This window comes from Brevibacterium sp. LAARM2_SD2, assembly GCF_057364785.1.
Map to the genome: position 1 here is coordinate 1 of NZ_JBNFOM010000040.1, position 17,591 is coordinate 17,591.

Here is a 17,591-nt window from a genome sequence, read left to right on the forward strand (position 1 = left end):
CAGTGCGGCGACGGCCGCATCCCCGGCCCCGGTCGGATTGCCGTGCAGGGTCCGGGCGAGCCGTGCCCGGCGGCGCGGACCGGTCGCATCGACGAGGTCCATGCCGTCGGCGCCGCGGGAGACGAGGACGTGTCGAGCGCCCGCGTCGATGAGGCGTCCGGCGCCGCGGAGCACGGGATCGCCGCACGCGGAGACCGCGACGGCCGTGTCGCTGAGGCGCGCACCGGCCAGCGCCGTGCCAGGTGAGGACGCCTGCTCGATCGCCGCCGTGCACTTCGCGCGTTCGGTGTCGGCCTCGTCTGCGAAGAGCGCGCGCAGCTCTTCGTCGTTGGGTTTGACCCAGTCGGCGCCCGCCTCGGCGGCGGTGAGGAGACCGGCACCGGACGTGTCGACGATGACCGTGACCCCGGCCGCGTGGGCGGCGGCGATGAGTCCGGGCACGAGATCGGCGGGACAGTCGTCCGGGGTCGACCCGGAGATGACGAGGACCCGCAGACCCGGTGCGCGCAGCCGGGCGGCGAGACCGGCCCGCAGCTCTGCCCAGACGTGCGCCGGATGGGGGTGGGCGGTCTCGTTGATGAGCGTCGCGCGCCCCGAGTCCTCGATGACGGCGATGCTGCGACGCAGCGGTGCCGGGGTGTCGGTGAGCTCCCACCGCACCGTCTCCTCGTCGCCCGCGGCCGGCCAGTGCTTCCGGGCGACGGGACCGAAGGCGACCGACGGCACTCCGAGAGCGGCGAGCACGCGGGCGACGTTGACGCCCTTGCCGCCGAGCACCTCGGCGGCCGGTGCCGCACGATGGGTGCGCCCCCGGTCGAGCCGGGGGACGGTGAGCGTGCAGTCGAGCGCGGGACTGAGCGTGAGCACGGCGACCGTCGGACCGGCTCCGTCCGCCGACCGGCTGTCCGCGGTCATGCGTGCCCTCGGGTGAGCAGGCCCGCGCCGATGAGGCCGGCGACCGGGCCGAGACCGGCCCGCCGGATGCGCGGGGCACGGTGGAAGTCGAGGCGGGAGCGCAGGGCGGCGTCGACCCCGTCGAGGAGCTCATCGGCGCTCGAGAGTCCCCCGCCGAAGACGATGACCTCGGGCGCGACGACGGCGACGAGCTGGGTGCACATTGCACCGAGGGCATCGACCGCCTCGGCGAAGACCGCGGCGGCGATCGAGTCCCCGTCGTGCATCGCCTCGAGCACCCCGAGCGACCCGGAGACGTCCCGGCGGCTGCGCGCGGTGTAGCGTCTGGCGATCGAAGCCGCCGAGGCGATGTGCTCGATCGGCCCGCGGAACACGCCGTCGGCGACATCAACGGTGACCTCGGTGAACCCGACCTCCCCGGCGAACCCGCCCGCGGACACGAGCGTGCCCTCGACCATGATCGCCGCCGCGATCCCCGTGCCGATCGTCACCATCGCCGCGTTGTCCGGCATCGCCTCGGCGAAGGCGAACTCCGCACGCCCGGCCGAGCGCACATCGTGGGAGACCGTCACGGGCACGCCGAGGCGCTCGCTGAGGATCGCCGCGAACGGGACGTCGCGCCAGCCGAGGTTGGCCGAGAACACCCCGGTCCCCGTCGCCTCGTCGACGATCCCGGGGAGGACGACGGCCGCCTCGGCGATGGGATGGGCGGGGTGAGCGGTCGCGAAGCGGGCACGGAAGTCCGCGACGACGTCGACGACCTCACCGGCGGCGGTGTCGGTGCACTCGGGGGTCGGGGCGGTGATCGCGTCGACGAACCGGCCCGCGGAATCGAAGAGGACGGCCTTCATCCCCGTCCCGCCGACGTCGACGGCGAGCGCGACCGGTCCGGGACCGAGGCTCTGGCCGGCGGCGACGCGGTGGATCTCCTCCCGCGTCGTCATCGGTCGAGGATGACGGAGCGGGTCAGCGAACGCGGATGATCGGGGTCGACGCCGAGGCGGCGGGCCTTGATGAGCGCGAGCGCGTGGAGGCGGACGAGGTCGGCCAGGGGGTCCCGGTCGGCCTGGACGAAGCGGGCACCCGTCGCCTCGACCTGACCGGCGAGTCCCTCGGGGGCCTCACCGAACTGCCAGGTCACCCGGCCGGGGGCCGCGATCGCGATGGGACCGTGCCGGTACTCCATCGACGAGTACGACTCCGTCCATGCCTGCGCGGACTCGCGCAGCTTGAGCGCCGCCTCGTCGGCCACGCCCCAGGTCCATCCCATGCCGAGGAAGCTGTACTGCTCGGCGTCGATGAGGCCGTCGTCGAGGATGTCGGGATCGACCTCGGAGAAGTCGGCGGAGGTCCCGTCGAGCACGGTCCGCGCCTGGTCGATCGCCTGTTCGACGGCCGCGGTCTGTCCGGCCCACGCCCGCAGCAGAGCCATCGTCGAGGTGCCGAAGCGCGTCTGGACGACGGAGCGCTCATCGGCGTAGTCGAGCGCGATGGCAGCGGTGGCCGCTCGCGCGATCGGGGTGTCGGCGCCGCCAACGATCGCCGTCACCGGCACCGTGCCGTCGAGGCGGTCCAGCGTGTCGATGACCTCGGTCGTCGTGCCGGACCGGGAGATCGCGACGACGCGGTCGTACGCGCGGTCGAACGGGTACTCGCTCGCTGTGAACGCGTCGGTCTCCCCCTGCCCCGCTGCTTCGCGGAGGTTCGCGTAGACCTGCGCACCGAACCAGGAGGATCCGCATCCGATGACCGCGATCCGCTCGCCGTCGCCCGGGACGGCCGCCTCGGCGACGGGGAAGGACAGGGTGGTCTCCCACATGTCCGGCTGACTGCGGAGCTCCTCCGCCATGAACGTGCCGCCACTGGCCATTGCTCATTCTCCTGATCGTTTTTTGATTCAATCAATCATTATCATGGCATATTTCTCCACAAGTGGATAGTATTCGTGTACGGTTACCTGTGGTTCACATCTCGCAAAGGAGCAGTCACGTGGCATTCCTCACCGACCTGGGGCGAGCACCGCGGCTCGTCACGATCGTCGCGTTCGCGGCCGTTGCACTCGGCATCACCTACGGGTACGACATCTCCAACATCGCCGGCGCCCTCCTCTTCCTCGAAGGGGATCTGGGACTGAGCAGCGCCGAGCTCGGCGGGCTCGCGACCGCCGTCGTCATCGGCCAGATCGTCGGGGCGATCATCGGCGGTCCGCTGTCGAACGCGATCGGCCGCAAGAAGTCGATGTTCCTCATCGCCGCCGGCTACATCGTCTTCTCCGTCATCTCCGGCTTCGCGCCCGGCTACCTCTCCCTGCTCATCGCCCGCCTCCTCCTCGGCGTCGCGATCGGCATCGCCCTGGCCGTCGTCCCCGTCTTCATCGCCGAGTCCTCGCCGACGAACGTCCGCGGCGGCCTCCTCGTGGCCTACCAGGTAACGACCGTCATCGGCATCATCGCCGGCTACCTCGTGTGCTGGGGACTCGCGCTCATCGAATCGTGGCGCCTCATGCTCGGACTCGCCGCGGTGCCCGCGGCGATCGTCTTCCTCCTGCTGCTCAAGGTCAGGGAGACCCCGCACTGGCTCATGCTCAAGGGACGCGACGCCGAGGCGGCCGATGCCCTCCGTGCCCTCGAACCGAACCGCGACGTCGACCGGGACCTCGGGCAGATCCGCACCGAGCTCAATCAGGAGAGCGGCCGCCTCGTCGACATGTTCCGCGGTCATCTGCTCAAGGCCACGCTCTTCGTCATCGGGCTCGGCTTCTTCATCCAGATCACCGGCATCAACGCGACGATCTACTACGCGCCCTCGATCTTCGAGTCGATGGGCTTCAGCGGCTACGGCGCCCTCCTCGGTCTGCCGGCGATCGTCCAGACCTTCGCGCTGGCCGCGGTCATCGTCTCGATGTTCATCGTCGACCGCTTCGGGCGGCGGCCGGTGCTGCTCACCGGCATCGGGGTGATGATCGTCTCGACCGTCGTCCTCGTCCTCACCTTCAGCCTCGGCGGCGAAGCGGGCAGCACGACCGGCGGCACGGTCTTCGGGGTCATCGGCATCATCGCGTTCACGATGGGCTACACGTTCGGCTTCGGCTCCCTCGTCTGGGTCTACGCGGGTGAGACCTTCCCCGCGAAGTACCGGGCGCTCGGCGCCTCGCTCATGCTCACCGCGGACCTCGTCGCCAACGCGATCGTCGCCCAGTTCTTCCCCGGGCTGCTCGAGCTCATCGGCGGCGCGGGCGTCTTCCTCGTCTTCGGTGCGCTCTCCGTGCTCGCGTTCCTCTTCGTCTTCCGCTTCGCCCCGGAGACGAAGGGCCGCGACCTCTCGGAGATCTCCGCCTACTGGGCCAACGGCGCGAAGTGGCCGACGGGCCTCGAGAGCTCGCGCCGGTAGGCCGGTCGGTGACCCGCGACCGGCCCAGGCGGTCACCGCTGCCCGGGCCGGTCGCCAGGGGCCGGCGCAGCCGCCGTCAGCTCATTTGAAGGTCGGCGAGGGTACCGGCTCGCCGTCGACGGTGAGCGTCGGCAGCATTGTCTTGAAGTCCTCGGCGGCGGCCTCGTCGGTCTGCAGCGCGCGCATCTCGACGCTGATGTTCACGAGGCGGCCGTTCGTCTGATACCCCAGGGTCGCGCCGTACATGACGGTCGGCTCCTGGTTGATCGCGAAGATCTCGTCCTCTCCGAGCACTGCCTGGTACGTCCAGAAGTAGCCCGATGCGATCGAGCCGGTGCGCTCGGCGTTGACCGTCGATCCCTGTTCGGAGAACTGGTACTGCTTCTTCCCGTCGACGACCGCTTTGGGCGAGTCGTCGAAGGCCTCATTGCACGAGATGATGATCGTGTCGCTGTCGGTCAGCGACGTCCCCCGGCTGTAGACGATGAACGCCGGGCTGCTGCTGCCGTCGAACCAGTCGGGTCCGATCGCGAAGCTGACATTGACCGGGCATTCCGCGCCGAGGTTGTGCGACTTCATCTCCATGCCCTCGGGAATCGTGGGTCCGGTCGGCTCCTCCGTCGGCTCGCCCGGCTCCTCCTGGACGCCGACGGCGAGCGGTCCCGAGTCGCGTTCGGCGGTGCGGACCTGCAGGACGGCGCACCCGCTGAGCAGGAGGGAGGCGGCGGCGCTGACCGCGGTGACTGTGCGGACCACCGGTCTCGTCATCGCGAGTCGTTCCTCCTGCGCAGGTCGCGCCGGCTCGGGAACGGCTGGTCGGCCGCACCGGGCTGTGCCGGATCAGGCTGTGCCGGATCAGGCTGTGCCGGACCGGGCTGGCTGCCCTGGGGCTGCGCGTTGCCCGGCTGGCCGGCCTGAGGGTGGACGCTCTCTGACGGCGCGGGGCCAGGCTGGCCACTGTGCGGTCGGCTGTCCTGAGGCTGTCGATTGCCGTAGCCCGCCTGCGCGTTCGGCTGCGGCTGACCACCGACCGCCTGACGGCCGTCGTGCGGCTGCGGCTGAGAACCGGGCTGAGCGCCAGGCTGACCACCGGGCTGCGGTGTCGGACGGCGCGTGGGATCGGCGAAGCGCCGGTGCTCCGGGACACCGAACTGCTGGCCGCCCTGCTGCCCCGGGACTCCGGCGGGAGGCCCCTGGCCCGGCCGCTGGTGTCCTGCGCCCGGAGCGCCGGGGACGCCCTGGTGGGGACCCTGACCGAAACCAGGAGCCGAGTGCTGTCCGGCACCCTGTGCCGGGTAGCGCCGGGCTGGCTGCCCACGGGCTGCTGACCGCCGTGGGGTTGCGGGCCGGGCTGACCGCCGGCCGCTGCGCTCCCGGCCCCTGCTGCATCACCCCGCCGGCCCTGCGGAGACTGCGCCCCCTGCTGCGGGATTCCCTGCTGCGGGACGCCCTGCTGCCGCGGGATTCCCTGCTGTGGCGGTCGCTGCTGCGGACCGCTGTCGGCCTGCCGACCGCCATGAGGCACCCGCTGGGGTCCGCTGTTGGGCTGCGGCGCACCCGCCGGCACACCGCGGCCCTGCGGCTGACTGCCCACCGGCACGCCACCGCTCTGCGGTTGACCCTCGACCGGCACACCATCACTCTGGGGAGAGCCGCCCTGGGGCTGGCCGCTCTGCGGCGACCGCGTTCCGGGCTTGAACTGCGAATGCTGACCGGAGTCGACGGGGAACCCGCTGCCGCTGCCGACGGACTCCCCCGTCGAGCGATCGATGAGCGTGCCGTCGACGCGTTCGAGGCGGCGCTTCGATGTCCGCCTCGGCGTGCCGAGGATCCGCCCGTTGAGTTCAGCCTCGCTCGGCTGACGCGGCGGGAGGAACCCGGGGGCGTGGCGCATATCGGGGTTCTGCACCGGCTGCACGGGATGCGATCCGGCAGCTGCGTGGGCACCGCCCTCGGCCATCGGGGGTGCCCCGACCGGATCGGCGTCGGCGAGGACGGGAAGGACCATGCGCACCGAGGTGCCGACGCCCTCCTGGCTGAAGAGCTGCACCGACCCGCCGTGGCGGGCGACGATCGAGCGGACGAGGGAGAGGCCCATGCCCGACCCGGCGACGGCGCGCACCCGCGAGCCGCGGGAGAGTTCGTCCCACACCTGGTCCTGCTCCCCCAACGGGATGCCGCTGCCGGTGTCGGCGACCTCGACGACGACCCACCGATGGTTGTCGATGATCTGCTCGTTCGCGCGGAGCTCGACGACCTCGGCCTGCGAGGAGTACTTGAGCGCATTGCCGAGCAGGTTGAGGATCGCGGTGAGGAGGAGATCCTCCTCACCGGCGACGTCGGGCAGGCGCCAGGGAGCACGCGCGACCGTCGCCACGATCATCCGATCCTCGGCGCCCGGTGCGGTCGAGGCGTCCTCGACGGCCTGATGGATGAGGCGGTCGAGGTGACGCGGGAGTACTCGATGATGCGGGTCTCGACATCGGCGAGTTTGCGCAGGTCGGCGAGCAGACGCGCGACCCGGCGGGAGGAGATGTCGACCTGCTTGGCCGAGGGCTCCACCTCGGCGAGCGTGCCGCCCTGTCGGGACACCTCACGGATCGTCGCCGCCGACGTCCGCAGGGCGGTGAGCGGATTCTTCAGCTCGTGGTCGAGGCGGATGAGCATCCGGTTGCGCTTGGCGAGCGAATCCTCGGCAGCCGCGGTCTCGATCGACTCGCGCAGCGCGGCCTCGCGGCGCTTGAGACGCCGCCAGCCGAAGAACGCGGCCGCCGCGAGTCCTGCGAGGACGAGGAGGAGGATGAGGAGGAACAGCCAGATCTGGACCTCGATGACCAGGAAGTTCGTCATATCCGTCGGAGTCCTTCCTCACCGTGGACGTCGCCGACGAAACGGTAGCCGCGGCCCTGGACGGTCGCGATCCACCGCGGCTCAGCGGCATCCTCGCCGAGCACCCGCCGCAGCTCCGCGACCCGGGAGTCGACGGCGCGGGTGCCCACGGCCTCCTCGAATCCCCAGAGGACTTCGAGGAGCCGGGCGCGGTCGATGAGTTCGTCCTGATGGACCATGAGGTATTCGAGCAGGGTGAAGCCCTTGGGTGTGATGACGAGTTCGCGCTGCCCGAGCCACGCGCGCCGTCCGACCCGGTCGACCCGCAGCCCGAAGCTCGAGACGAGCACCGGGGCGGTCGCGAGCGGCGGGCCCTCACTCCGGGTCCGGCGCAGCACCGCGCGGATCCGGGCGACGAGTTCGTGGGGGTCGAAGGGCTTGTTGAGGTAGTCGTCGGCGCCCTCTTCCAGCGCCATCGCCCGCTCCACGGCCTCCCCGACCTGGGTGAGGAGGAGGACCGGCACCCAGTTCTCCTCCTGCCGCAGGGTGCGCAGCACCTGCCGGCCGTCGGCCCCGGGCATGAGCACGTCGAGGACGCAGACGTCGGGCTGGTGGCGGCGGATCTCGTCGAGGGCGAGCAGTCCGTCACCGGCGGCGAGCACCCGGAACCCCGAGCGCTGAAGGAAGGGCACCACCGCGCCGAGCACATCCGGCTCGTCGTCGGCCACGAGCACCAGCGGCTGCTGGTCTCGCTGGTTGTCAACCGTCATGTTCGTCCGTTCCGAACTCTCGTCGGCGCTCACGGGCCGTCTCCCTGGCCTCCGCGCGATCGACGGCTTCGGCCAGCTCATCTCGATACAGCATAGATCGACGCAGGTGCTTGGTGCGATAGCCGGCGCGACCGACCATGTGGGTGGCGACGGGAATCGTCACGAGCTGGAACGAGACGATGATCGCCAGCGTCGTCACCGTCGCCCACGTCGGGAACTGGATGGCGATGGCGATCGCGATGAGGACGAGGCCGAGCACCTGGGGCTTGGCGCTCGCGTGCATCCGCGAGAGCAGGTCCCCGAACCGGAGCAGACCGACCGCGGCTGCGAGCGAGAGGAGCGCGCCGAGGAGGATGAGGATCGCGCTGATGAGATCAAGGACCATCGTGTCCCCCCTTCCCGTCGTCGTGCCGATGCCGCCCGACCGCATCGGTGGGCCCGGCGAGACCGTCGCCCTTCGCGGCACCCGCCGCCCCGTCAGGCGATTCCCCGGCGAGCTCGTCGTCGGACCCGCGTCGGGACCGCTGCCGGCGCCTTCTCCGCGCTCGTCATCGGGGGTCGCCGAGGCGGTCGTCGCCTCGGCGGGGCCCGGATCCGGGACGACGACCTCGTCGCGGACGGTGATCTCGACGGGTCCGTCGGGGACGTTCGAGATGCCGCGGGCGACGTCCTCGGCCCACGCCGCCTCCCGAGCGGACTGGGCGTCACCGGTGGCGGCGGTCTCGCTCTTCGGCATGTGCCAGTCGGAGGCGGAGAAGTCGCTGAGCGCCCCCGCCTCGGCGCCCGGGGTCATCGAATCGGACTTCGAGACGTAGCGGGACACGCTCACGGACCCGACGAAGCCGAGCATCGCGAGGACGATGAGCACGGGCAGCAGGTCGGTGCGGCCGGTCACGGCCATGAACGCGCCGAGACCGCACATGATGGAGGCGAGGATGACGTCGGTGCCGATCATGCGGTCGAGGATCGACGGGCCGCGGATGACGCGATAGAGGGCGACGAACACCGAGGCGGCGAAGAGGATCGTCGCGACGGCGATGATGACGGTGACGACGAGGCCGTTCATCGGGTCCCTCCTCTCTCGGCGGACGCGGCGAGCGGGTCGGGGTCGACCTTGAGCGCGGCGAGGTCGCGGGTCGACCCGAGCGCCTTGATGAGCAGGCCCTCGATGTCGTAGACCTGCTTCTTCGCGGCGAGGATCTTCTCGTCGGTGTCGGCGTCAAGGACGTGGAGGTAGAGACGTCCGCGGGCGCGGTCGCTGTCGACGATGATCGAGCCGGGGATGAGGCTCGCGGTGTCGGCGACGAGCGTCATCATGAGGTCGGAGCGGGTCCGCAGGTCCGCGGCGATGACCGATCCGGCGCCCACGGCCTTCGGGCGGAACGAGAACCACGCGACCTCGACCGACGCGATGACCATCGAGTAGAGGAACCAGCCGGCGAAGACCGCGGCGTGGAGGATGTTGAACCGGCCGGAGAGGACGACCGGCGGCAGGTAGAAGACCCGGGTGACGAGGAACGCGAGGATGATGCCGGTGACGACGCTGAGCACCGTGAGCGAATCCCACAGCATCACCCAGAGGACGACGAGGAAGAAGACGAGGACGAGCTGCTGGACGATCCGGCGGCCCTTGTTCACCGGTGTGCGCGGCGTCATCAGCCACCACCTCCGAGCACCTGGTTGACGTAGTTGAGCGGGTCGGCGAGGTTCTCCGCGGCTCGCATCGACAGGTCCCACAGGGGTCCGGCGAAGATCGTCAGCAGGATCGAGACGAGGACGATCGCCGAGGTGGCCGCGAACATCGGTCCCGGCACGCCGATCCGCGAGCGCCAGGTCCCGCCGGCCAGGATCGTGCGCTTGCGCTCGGCGAACTCCTCGACGAGCTCCTCGTTCGGCTCCTCGGCGTCGGCCGGGTCGCGCCAGAACGCGAGGTTGAACGTGCGGCCGATGACGTAGAGGGTGAGCAGGCTCGTCACGGTGCCGGCGACGATGAGCGCGGTGGCCAGCCAGTTCTGGTCCTCGAAGCCGGCGGCGAAGAGCGCGACCTTGCCGATGAACCCGGAGAACGGCGGGATGCCGGAGAGGTTGAGGGCGGGGAGGAAGAAGATGATCGTCAGCGCCGGGGAGAGCACCATGAGCCCGCCGAGGGAGCGCGTCGACGTCGACCCGCCGCGCATTTCGACGAGTCCGATCGCGAGGAACAGCGCGGTCTGGACGATGATGTGGTGGACCGTGTAGTAGATCGCGCGGCGAGCCCGAACGTCGTGCCGAGCGCGACGCCGAAGAGCATGTACCCGATGTGGGAGATGAGCGTGAAGGACACGATGCGCTTGATCTCCGACTGCGCGATCGCCCCGAGGATGCCGACGAGCATCGTCAGTCCCGCGGCGATGAGCAGCGGGACCCGCAGCGACGAATCGGAGAAGAGCAGGGTCTCGGTGCGGATGATCGCGTAGATGCCGACCTTCGTCAGCAGGCCCGCGAACACCGCGGTGACCGGGGCCGGCGCCGTCGGATACGAGTCGGGCAGCCAGAACGAGAGCGGGAAGATCGCCGCCTTGATGCCGAAGCCGATGAGGAGGAGGACGTGGAGGACCATCTGCACGTCCGGCGGCAGCTGGTCGAGGCGCTCGGCGAGCTGGGCCATGTTGACGGTGCCCGTCGCCGCGTAGATGACGCCGATCGCCGTGAGGAAGATGATCGAGGAGACGAGGGAGACGACGACGTAGGTCACGCCCGCGCGGATCCGCTCGGCCGTCGCACCGAGGGTGAGGAGGACGTAGGACGCGAGCAGGAGCATCTCGAAGCCGACGTAGAGGTTGAAGAGGTCGCCGGCGAGGAACGCGTTCGCCACGCCCGCGCAGAGCACGAGGTAGCTGGGGTTGAACACGGAGATCGGCGTCTCGTTCGAATCGTCGTTCGCGTCCTGGCTGAGCGCGTAGATGAGCACGCAGAGAGTGACGAGCGAGGACACGACGAGCATGAGCGCCGAGAGCCGGTCGGCGACGAGCGTGATGCCCTCCGGCGGCTCCCAGCCGCCGATCGCGACGACCTGCGGCCCGTACTGGTCGACCCCGAGCAGGACGACGAACGCGATGACCATGACCGCGGTGAGCGTGAGCACGGAGACGATGTTCTGCGAGCGCGTGTGCTTCGACAGCACGAGGGCGAGGCCCGCGCCCATGAGCGGCAGCAGGACGGGCAGGGGAACGAGGATGGGCAGGAGCTCGGTCATCGGTCCTCCCCCTTCTCCCGTGTGCTCTCGGTCGTGTCGGTTCTGCCGGTCGTGTCGGTGCGGCCGGGGCCGGGTGTGCTGTCGGTGCCCCCGGTGGTCCTTCCCGGCGCCGAGGCGGGGCCCACGTCCGCATCGGATTCCTCGGCGGCCTCGGCCTTCCGCTCTGCCGGGGTGCCGTCGTCGTCGAGGTCGACGGCCCCGCGGATCGGGCTCTCGGCCTCGTCGCCGAACTCGGTGTCGTCGTAGTCGGTGCCGGCCTCGGCCTCCGAGTTGATCATCTTCGTGATCGCGACCTGGAGGTCGGCGGCGTCGTCCTGGAGGGAGTCGGCGCGCACGAGTCGCCATGAGCGATAGATCATCGCGAGCAGGAACGCGGTGACCGCGAAGGTGATGACGATCGCGGTGAGGACGAGGGCCTGCGGCAGCGGGTCGGACATGCCCACCGTCGAGAGGTTCTTCCCGTCGGTCAGCGGCGGCCTGCCGCGCCCGGCGGTGAGGATGATGAGGAGGTTGACGGCGTTGCCGAGCAGGATGAAGCCGAGCAGCACCCGGGTCAGGGAGCGCTCGAGCATGAGGTAGACGCCGCACGCGAAGAGCACTCCCATCGCGAGGACCATGACGAAGGGCAGACTCACAGCCGTCCTCCTTCAGCGCCGTTGTCGACTTCGAGGTGGTTGACGCGGTTGAGGATCTCGGAGACCGCGTGGTGCTCGGCTTCGTCGCCGATGCGCTCGGTGAGGCCGAGCGAGGTGTTGAGGCGGTCGGTGAGGAGGAGCTCGTCGCGCTCCTGGTGGAGGTCGACCTCGGCGCCGAGGGAGCGGAGGATGTCGAGCATGAGGCCGACGACGATGAGGTAGACGCCGATGTCGAAGAACGTCGGGGTGCCGAACTTGAGCTCGCCGAGGAGCGGGAGCGTGCCCTCGACGTAGATCGACTTGAAGACCGCATCGCCCCAGAACCAGCCGCCGACCGCGGTGAGCACGGAGAGGATGAGCCCGGTGCCGAGCAGGCCCGAGGGAGTGAAGCGGGCCGCCTCGGCGAGTTCGAACTTGCCTCCCGCGAGGTAGCGGACGACGAGGGCGAGACCGGCGACGAGACCGCCGGCGAAACCGCCGCCGGGAGTGTTGTGCCCGGTGAAGAGCAGGTAGACGGAGAAGACGAGGACGGCGTGGAAGATCAGGCGCGCGGTGACCTCGAGGATGATCGAGCGGTTGCGCGGGGCGAGCGTGCGCCCGGCGATGAGCCACGAGGCCCGACGCTCCTCGAGACCCTCATGGTCGCTGTCGGCCTCCCGGCGCGGGCCGATCTCGTCGGGCACGGGCTGGAAGCGCAGCTGTCCGGCCCGGCCGAAGCCGGTGCGGTCCGGGGAGAAGCGGCCGAGGTGGCCCTCGCGGCCGCGGACGAAGATGAGCCCGGCGACTCCGGTGCCGGCGGCAACGAGGACGGAGATCTCACCGAACGTGTCCCACACGCGGATGTCGACGAGGGTGACGTTGACGATGTTCTGGCCGTTGCCGATGACGTAGGCGAGTTCGCCGAAGTCCACGGAGACGGGGTCGAACATCCGCACGCCGGCGGCGAGGAGGACGACGACCATCATCGTCACGCCGACGCCGGCGCCGATGATCGCCCGCCATGCCGGGGTGAAGCGCCCCGTGCTCTGCCCGATCCGCGCGGGCAGGCGGCGGAGGACGAGGACGAAGACGACGATCGTGATCGTCTCGACGAGGACCTGCGTGAGTGCGAGGTCCGGGGCGCCGATGAACGCGAAGAACGCGACCATGGCATAGCCGGAGATGCCGGTGACGACGACGGCGGTGAAGCGCTTCTTCGCGCGGGTCGCGGCGATCGCGACGACGATGAGGACGGCGGCGACGATGAAGTCGAGCGGACTCGCGGCGAGCTGGAAGCGGATCGGCCACGTGTTGTTCGTGATGAGCGCGAGCCCGACCCCGCCGATGAGGACGAGGTAGATGACGCTCTGGTAGAACGGCAGCGAACCGCGCTGCGTGCGTGCGGTGACCCAGAGCGCGAGCGCCTCCATGCCGCTGATGAGGCGGCGGTAGACGTTGTGGAAGTCGATGCCCGCCGGCAGCGTCGACTGAACCTTCGCGACGGTCCGGCGGAACCAGAAGAGGACGAGGCCGGCGGCCACGGTGACCGCGGAGAGGCCGAGCGCGGGTTCGAAGCCGTGCCAGAGCGCCAGGTAGTACTCGCCGTCGGCCGGGTTCGTCGTCGGCAGCACCGAGGTCCACGCCTTGAGATAGGGGTCGAGGACGCCGGCCGCGGGCCCGAGGATGAGGGTGAGGGCGGCGAGGATGATCGGGGAGATGACGAGGGTGACGTTCTCGTCGCGGCGGGCGATGTCGTCGACGCCTGGCTTCGAGGAGAACGCTCCCCACACGAAGCGCGCCGAGTAGGCGACGGTGAGGATCGAGCCGATCATGATGCCGATGAGCGCGATGACCCCGGCCTTCGTCCCCGATTCGAGCAGCGTCGAGTAGACGGCCTCCTTCGCGACGAATCCGAGCGTCGGCGGGATGCCGGCCATCGAGGCCGCGGCGATCGTCGCGCACACGGCGACGACGGGGAACGCCTTCCAGCCGCCGGAGAGCTTCGTGAGGTCGCGCGTGCCGGCACGGTGGTCGATGATGCCGACGCAGAGGAAGAGACAGGCCTTGAAGAGGGCATGGCCGACGAGGAGGGCGAGCGCCGCCAGGGTGAGATCGGGTGACCCGAAGGCGGCCATGACCGTGAGGAACCCGAGCTGGGAGACGGTGCCGAAGGCGAGCAGGAGCTTGAGGTCGGTCTGCCGCAGCGCCTGCCACCCGCCGATGAACATCGTCAGCAGACCGAGGGTGAGGAGGATCTCCGTCCAACCCGGCAGGTTGTGGTAGCCGGGAGCGAGCCGCAGGATGAGGTAGATGCCGGCCTTGACCATGGCCGCGGCGTGGAGATACGCGCTGACCGGAGTGGGCGCGGCCATCGCGCCGGGCAGCCAGAAGTGGAAGGGCAGGAGCGCGGACTTCGAGACCGCGCCGACGAGGATGAGGATGACGGCGGTGGTGATGACCGGGCCGGTGTCCATGCCCAGCTGCGCGCGCTCGACGAGGGCCGACATCGACCCGGTGCCGGTGGCGGTGATGAGCAGGACCATCCCGACGAACATCGCGAGGCCGCCGGCCGTGGTGACGATGAGCGCCTGGAGGGCCGCCTGCCGGGACCGTCGCCGGGACTGGCTGTGGCCGATGAGGAGGTAGGAGAAGACCGTCGTGCCCTCCCAGAACACGAAGAGCACGAGGAGTTCGTCGGCGAGGACGAGCCCGTACATCATGCCCGCGAACGCCATGAACACCGCGGCGAAACGGGCGAGGCCGGGTTCGTCGGTGGGGAAGTAGCGGGCGCAGTAGACGAGGACGAGCGTACCGACACCGGTGACGATGAGACTCATCACCCACGAGAGGATGTCGAGGCGGAAGATGCCGGACAGGCCGAGCGCGGGAAGCCAGTCGAGGTTCTCCACGACCGGGGCGCCGTCGGGGCCGAAGAGCGCCGAGGCGGCGCTGAGGGTGAGGATGAATCCCGCCAGCGGGACGAGGGCGAGGAGGAAGAAGGCGTTGCGGCCGAGGATCCTCACCAGCGGATAGGCAATGACAGCAGCCCCGAAGAAGGCTCCCGTCATGGCAATCACCGGCGGACACCTCCGTCTTCAAAGGGGGATTATGGGGTCATATCTGCTCAACAGTATTTTCTCATGGAACACCCCTGATCTCCCAATCAATGGGCCGTTCGCTCAGATCGGGAGATTCAGCCCCGCAGCTGCCCCGAGGTGACAAGGAACCCGTTCTCATCGAGCCCCGTGCCGTCACTGCGGGAGAGCAGCTCCGCACCGATCCGATCGACGAGGTCGCCACCTCGGCGCGCATCCGACGGAACCGGCGGGGACGGCCCGGCCGGTACCGCAGCTGCTCGGTGTCCATCCAGTGCACGTGGTACTCGATCTGCGGCTCGGCGGTGCTCGCGGCGATGATCGGCGGCACCCATTCGGCCTCGATGACGCGGATCTCGATCTCCCCCGCCCCTTCGTCGATCTCCCCGAGCGGGATGAGGAGGGAGTATCCGTCGAGGACGACCGGTGCCGTGGCGTCGAAGAGGGGATCGTCGAGCGTGGCCTGTGCGAGCACCGCGGCGTCGGGGGTCGGCAGGGCCTGCTGGAAGGCGTGCGGGGCGTGGCGGCGCACGACGGAGAGCGCGACCTCGGGTTCGAGCCAGTACTGCGAGTAGATGTAGAGGTCGACCTTCGCATCGGGGTCGGGGACGAGGACGCGGGTGGGCAGTCCGTCCTCGTCGGCGAGGCGGACGGCGAGGTGCAGGCGGGAGGCGATCGACAGGAGGAGGCTGAGCTGTCGCTCCTCCTCGCGGTCGGGCAGGCCCTTGGGGAACGCCTCGTGGAGGCCGTCGGCGTCGGCGAACCAGTCCGGCGGCGGGGCCGGCTCCCGGTCCCGCGGGCAGTCGAGGACGACGGCGTGAGTCGCCCACTCGGGAACCTCGAGGGCGGCCGCGGTCAACGGGTCGAGGTCGACCCCGGCGCTGAGCCGCGAATGCCGGGACAGGCGCACCTGGCCGTTGTCCCCGAGCCGGGCGGGAACATCGGGCAGACGGTTGTGGACGAGCGCGAGGACGTCGGAGACCTCGACCTCGGCGTCGAGGAGCAGGAGGTGGAACCCGCGCAGATCGGCGCGGCCGCCGTCGCGCGGCCTGCTCCGCCTGTTCCCGCTGCCGCAGCTCGCGCCGGGAGATCACATGGCCCTCCGGAAGAAGTTCGCGTGCGACCGGGAGGCCGTCGGGCCCCGCTGGCCCTGGTACCGGCTGCCGGTGATCTGCGAGCCGTAGGGGTTCTCCGCCGAGGAGCTCAGCCGGAAGAAGCAGAGCTGGCCGATCTTCATGCCCGGCCACAGGGTGATCGGCAGCGTCGCGACATTCGAGAGCTCGAGGGTGACGTGCCCGGTGAATCCGGGGTCGATGAAGCCCGCCGTCGAATGCGTGAGGAGCCCGAGGCGGCCGAGCGAGGACTTGCCCTCGAGCCGCGCGGCGATGTCGTCGGGGAGCGTGACGAGCTCATGCGTCGACGCGAGGACGAACTCGCCGGGGTGGAGGACGAAGGGCTCCTCGGGGGCGACCTCGACGAACCGGGTGAGCTCGGGCTGCTCGAGGCTCGGATCGATGACCGGGTACTTGTGGTTGTCGAAGAGACGGAAGTACCGGTCGAGGCACACGTCGACGCTCGCGGGCTGGACGAGGGAGAGATCGCACGGATCGAGGGCGATGCGGCCGGATTCGAGTTCGGCGCGGATGTCGCGATCGGAAAGGAGAGTCACATCCCCGATGGTAGTCGGACGGCCCGTCTCGCGCAGTCTCGGAGGCCGACGGGACCTGCCGACCGCCTCGGCGGGGCTGCGCCGGGGACTGAGGAATCACCTCGGTGAGGGTGCGGTGGGGACTCAGCAGCCGCCTCGGTGAGGAGCGACACGCCGTTACTTGGTCACGAAATGATAACGATCGCGGGATTTTTCCTTGATTTCCCTCCGTGTGTCTCCCCACCCGCCTGAGTGAATGCCTTAGAGTTGTGTGCTGTACGAACCCGCGCACGATGGTGCCTTCCTCTTTTCAGCCAAGGAATGCCGGGAGTTCCATCGCCTTTCGCGGGTTGAGATCAACCGAAAGGCATTACTGTGAAGACCTCGCGTCTTGTGCTTGCCCCCGCAGTAGCCGTCGCATTGACAGGTCTCGCAGGCGCTCCGGCGTTTGCGACGACGGAGTCTCCTACGGTGCCCCAGGGCCCGCTCTGCGCCTACGACGGCGCGCAGAACTCGACCGACCCCGAAAACAGCTCGGCGGTCCCCGACAGCTCCACCCCGCAGGCCACCGTGTCCGCAGCCCAGATCACCCGTGCCGACGTCGCGGACAAGACGAAGGGCATCGGCTTCTCCGGCACCGGGTTCACCGCGGATGAGAAGGCGACCGTCACGGTCGTCGGCACCGACGGCACGGAGTACACCCCGCAGACGCAGCTCACCGTCGACGAGAACGGGAAGGTCAACGGCACCTACTACTTCTCGACGACCGAGGGCGCTCAGGTGCCGGTCGGCAAGTACACGCTCTTCCTCACAGACCTCAAGACCGAGAAGGACTCCTCGAAGGTGACCTTCGAGGTCGTCGCCTCGGATGCCGACATCGACGATTCGGGAGCCGGCGGCACCTGCGAGCGTCCGACCGCTCCGGCGCCGTCGACGACGTCCCCGGCCCCGACTGAGACGCCGTCGGAGACCCAGTCGCCGACCGAGACACCGACTCAGACTCCGACCGAGACGCCCACGCAGACGCCGTCCGAGACCGCGTCGCCGACCGAGACGCCCACGCAGTCGCCGACCGAGACGCCCCACGCAGACTCC

General features: G+C 69.9%; 14 protein-coding genes and 2 pseudogenes. 2 read left to right on the plus strand and 14 right to left on the minus strand.

What is annotated here, in order from left to right; genetic code table 11:
• The 3 genes from AC2W7K_RS17250 to AC2W7K_RS17260 all read right to left on the minus strand — a co-directional run.
• Window positions 1–915 (minus strand): 1-phosphofructokinase family hexose kinase (locus AC2W7K_RS17250; protein WP_486006450.1); only part of this gene is annotated, 915 nt, incomplete at its 3' end.
• Window positions 912–1,859 carry an ROK family protein gene (locus AC2W7K_RS17255; RefSeq protein ID WP_344250394.1) on the minus strand — a complete coding sequence of 316 codons (948 nt, stop codon included), beginning with the start codon at window positions 1,857–1,859 and terminating at the stop codon, window positions 912–914. The genes AC2W7K_RS17255 and AC2W7K_RS17250, both read right to left, overlap by 4 nt.
• Window positions 1,856–2,785, minus strand: a complete 930-nt coding sequence (locus AC2W7K_RS17260; RefSeq protein WP_486006451.1) for an SIS domain-containing protein — start codon at window positions 2,783–2,785, stop codon at window positions 1,856–1,858. Before AC2W7K_RS17260 ends, AC2W7K_RS17255 begins: the two co-directional genes overlap by 4 nt.
• A gap of 89 nt (window positions 2,786–2,874) precedes the next feature.
• On the opposite strand from AC2W7K_RS17260, the gene AC2W7K_RS17265 reads away from it, so the two are divergent.
• Window positions 2,875–4,305, plus strand: coding sequence for a sugar porter family MFS transporter (locus tag AC2W7K_RS17265; RefSeq protein ID WP_486006452.1), 1,431 nt, complete (start codon window positions 2,875–2,877; stop codon window positions 4,303–4,305).
• A gap of 81 nt (window positions 4,306–4,386) precedes the next feature.
• Here AC2W7K_RS17265 and AC2W7K_RS17270 read toward each other — a convergent pair whose 3' ends face one another.
• The 11 genes and pseudogenes from AC2W7K_RS17270 to dcd form a co-directional block, all read right to left on the minus strand.
• A complete protein-coding gene (locus AC2W7K_RS17270) occupies window positions 4,387–5,061 on the minus strand; it encodes a hypothetical protein (RefSeq protein WP_344250388.1) in 675 nt (224 codons plus the stop codon).
• A gap of 1,297 nt (window positions 5,062–6,358) precedes the next feature.
• Window positions 6,359–6,688 (minus strand): annotated as a pseudogene (locus tag AC2W7K_RS17275) (sensor histidine kinase); the annotation flags it as partial.
• The gene (locus tag AC2W7K_RS17280; RefSeq protein WP_486006453.1) at window positions 6,685–7,155 is read right to left on the minus strand and encodes a histidine kinase dimerization/phospho-acceptor domain-containing protein; all 471 of its coding nucleotides are present in this window, start codon (window positions 7,153–7,155) and stop codon (window positions 6,685–6,687) included. The pseudogene AC2W7K_RS17275 and the gene AC2W7K_RS17280, both read right to left, overlap by 4 nt.
• Window positions 7,152–7,904: a response regulator transcription factor gene (locus AC2W7K_RS17285; protein WP_198499935.1), complete on the minus strand. Its 753-nt coding sequence runs from the start codon at window positions 7,902–7,904 to the stop codon at window positions 7,152–7,154. Before AC2W7K_RS17285 ends, AC2W7K_RS17280 begins: the two co-directional genes overlap by 4 nt.
• Window positions 7,894–8,970 carry a monovalent cation/H(+) antiporter subunit G gene (gene mnhG / locus AC2W7K_RS17290; protein WP_486006454.1) on the minus strand — a complete coding sequence of 359 codons (1,077 nt, stop codon included), beginning with the start codon at window positions 8,968–8,970 and terminating at the stop codon, window positions 7,894–7,896. The genes AC2W7K_RS17285 and mnhG overlap by 11 nt, the downstream gene beginning before the upstream one ends.
• Window positions 8,967–9,560, minus strand: coding sequence for a Na+/H+ antiporter subunit E (locus AC2W7K_RS17295; protein WP_137824971.1), 594 nt, complete (start codon window positions 9,558–9,560; stop codon window positions 8,967–8,969). Before AC2W7K_RS17295 ends, mnhG begins: the two co-directional genes overlap by 4 nt.
• Window positions 9,560–11,139: pseudogene (locus AC2W7K_RS17300) on the minus strand (Na+/H+ antiporter subunit D). The gene AC2W7K_RS17295 and the pseudogene AC2W7K_RS17300 overlap by 1 nt, the downstream one beginning before the upstream one ends.
• Window positions 11,136–11,774, minus strand: a complete 639-nt coding sequence (locus tag AC2W7K_RS17305) for a Na(+)/H(+) antiporter subunit C (protein WP_232623757.1) — start codon at window positions 11,772–11,774, stop codon at window positions 11,136–11,138. The pseudogene AC2W7K_RS17300 and the gene AC2W7K_RS17305 overlap by 4 nt, the downstream one beginning before the upstream one ends.
• On the minus strand, window positions 11,771–14,821 hold the full coding sequence (locus tag AC2W7K_RS17310) for a Na+/H+ antiporter subunit A (RefSeq protein ID WP_198500822.1): 3,051 nt from the start codon (window positions 14,819–14,821) through the stop codon (window positions 11,771–11,773). The genes AC2W7K_RS17305 and AC2W7K_RS17310 overlap by 4 nt, the downstream gene beginning before the upstream one ends.
• A gap of 70 nt (window positions 14,822–14,891) precedes the next feature.
• Window positions 14,892–15,758: a hypothetical protein gene (locus AC2W7K_RS17315; protein WP_486006455.1), complete on the minus strand. Its 867-nt coding sequence runs from the start codon at window positions 15,756–15,758 to the stop codon at window positions 14,892–14,894.
• Window positions 15,759–15,938: 180 nt separating this feature from the next.
• Window positions 15,939–16,517, minus strand: a complete 579-nt coding sequence (dcd, locus tag AC2W7K_RS17320; protein ID WP_137824968.1) for a dCTP deaminase — start codon at window positions 16,515–16,517, stop codon at window positions 15,939–15,941.
• 450 nt (window positions 16,518–16,967) lie between these two features.
• On the opposite strand from dcd, the gene AC2W7K_RS17325 reads away from it, so the two are divergent.
• Window positions 16,968–17,591: hypothetical protein (locus tag AC2W7K_RS17325; protein WP_486006456.1), on the plus strand; the 624-nt coding region annotated here is incomplete at its 3' end.

Excerpts from the sequence above, each read along its gene's own strand:
- AC2W7K_RS17285 (WP_198499935.1), bottom strand. The coding sequence starts at position 7,904 with ATGACGGTTGACAACCAGCGAGACCAGCAGCCGCTGGTGCTCGTGGCC.
- AC2W7K_RS17255 (WP_344250394.1), bottom strand. The coding sequence starts at position 1,859 with ATGACGACGCGGGAGGAGATCCACCGCGTCGCCGCCGGCCAGAGCCTC.
- mnhG (WP_486006454.1), bottom strand. The coding sequence starts at position 8,970 with ATGAACGGCCTCGTCGTCACCGTCATCATCGCCGTCGCGACGATCCTC.
- AC2W7K_RS17295 (WP_137824971.1), bottom strand. The coding sequence starts at position 9,560 with ATGACGCCGCGCACACCGGTGAACAAGGGCCGCCGGATCGTCCAGCAG.
- AC2W7K_RS17280 (WP_486006453.1), bottom strand. The coding sequence starts at position 7,155 with ATGACGAACTTCCTGGTCATCGAGGTCCAGATCTGGCTGTTCCTCCTC.
- AC2W7K_RS17310 (WP_198500822.1), bottom strand. The coding sequence starts at position 14,821 with ATGACGGGAGCCTTCTTCGGGGCTGCTGTCATTGCCTATCCGCTGGTG.
- AC2W7K_RS17260 (WP_486006451.1), bottom strand. The coding sequence starts at position 2,785 with ATGGCCAGTGGCGGCACGTTCATGGCGGAGGAGCTCCGCAGTCAGCCG.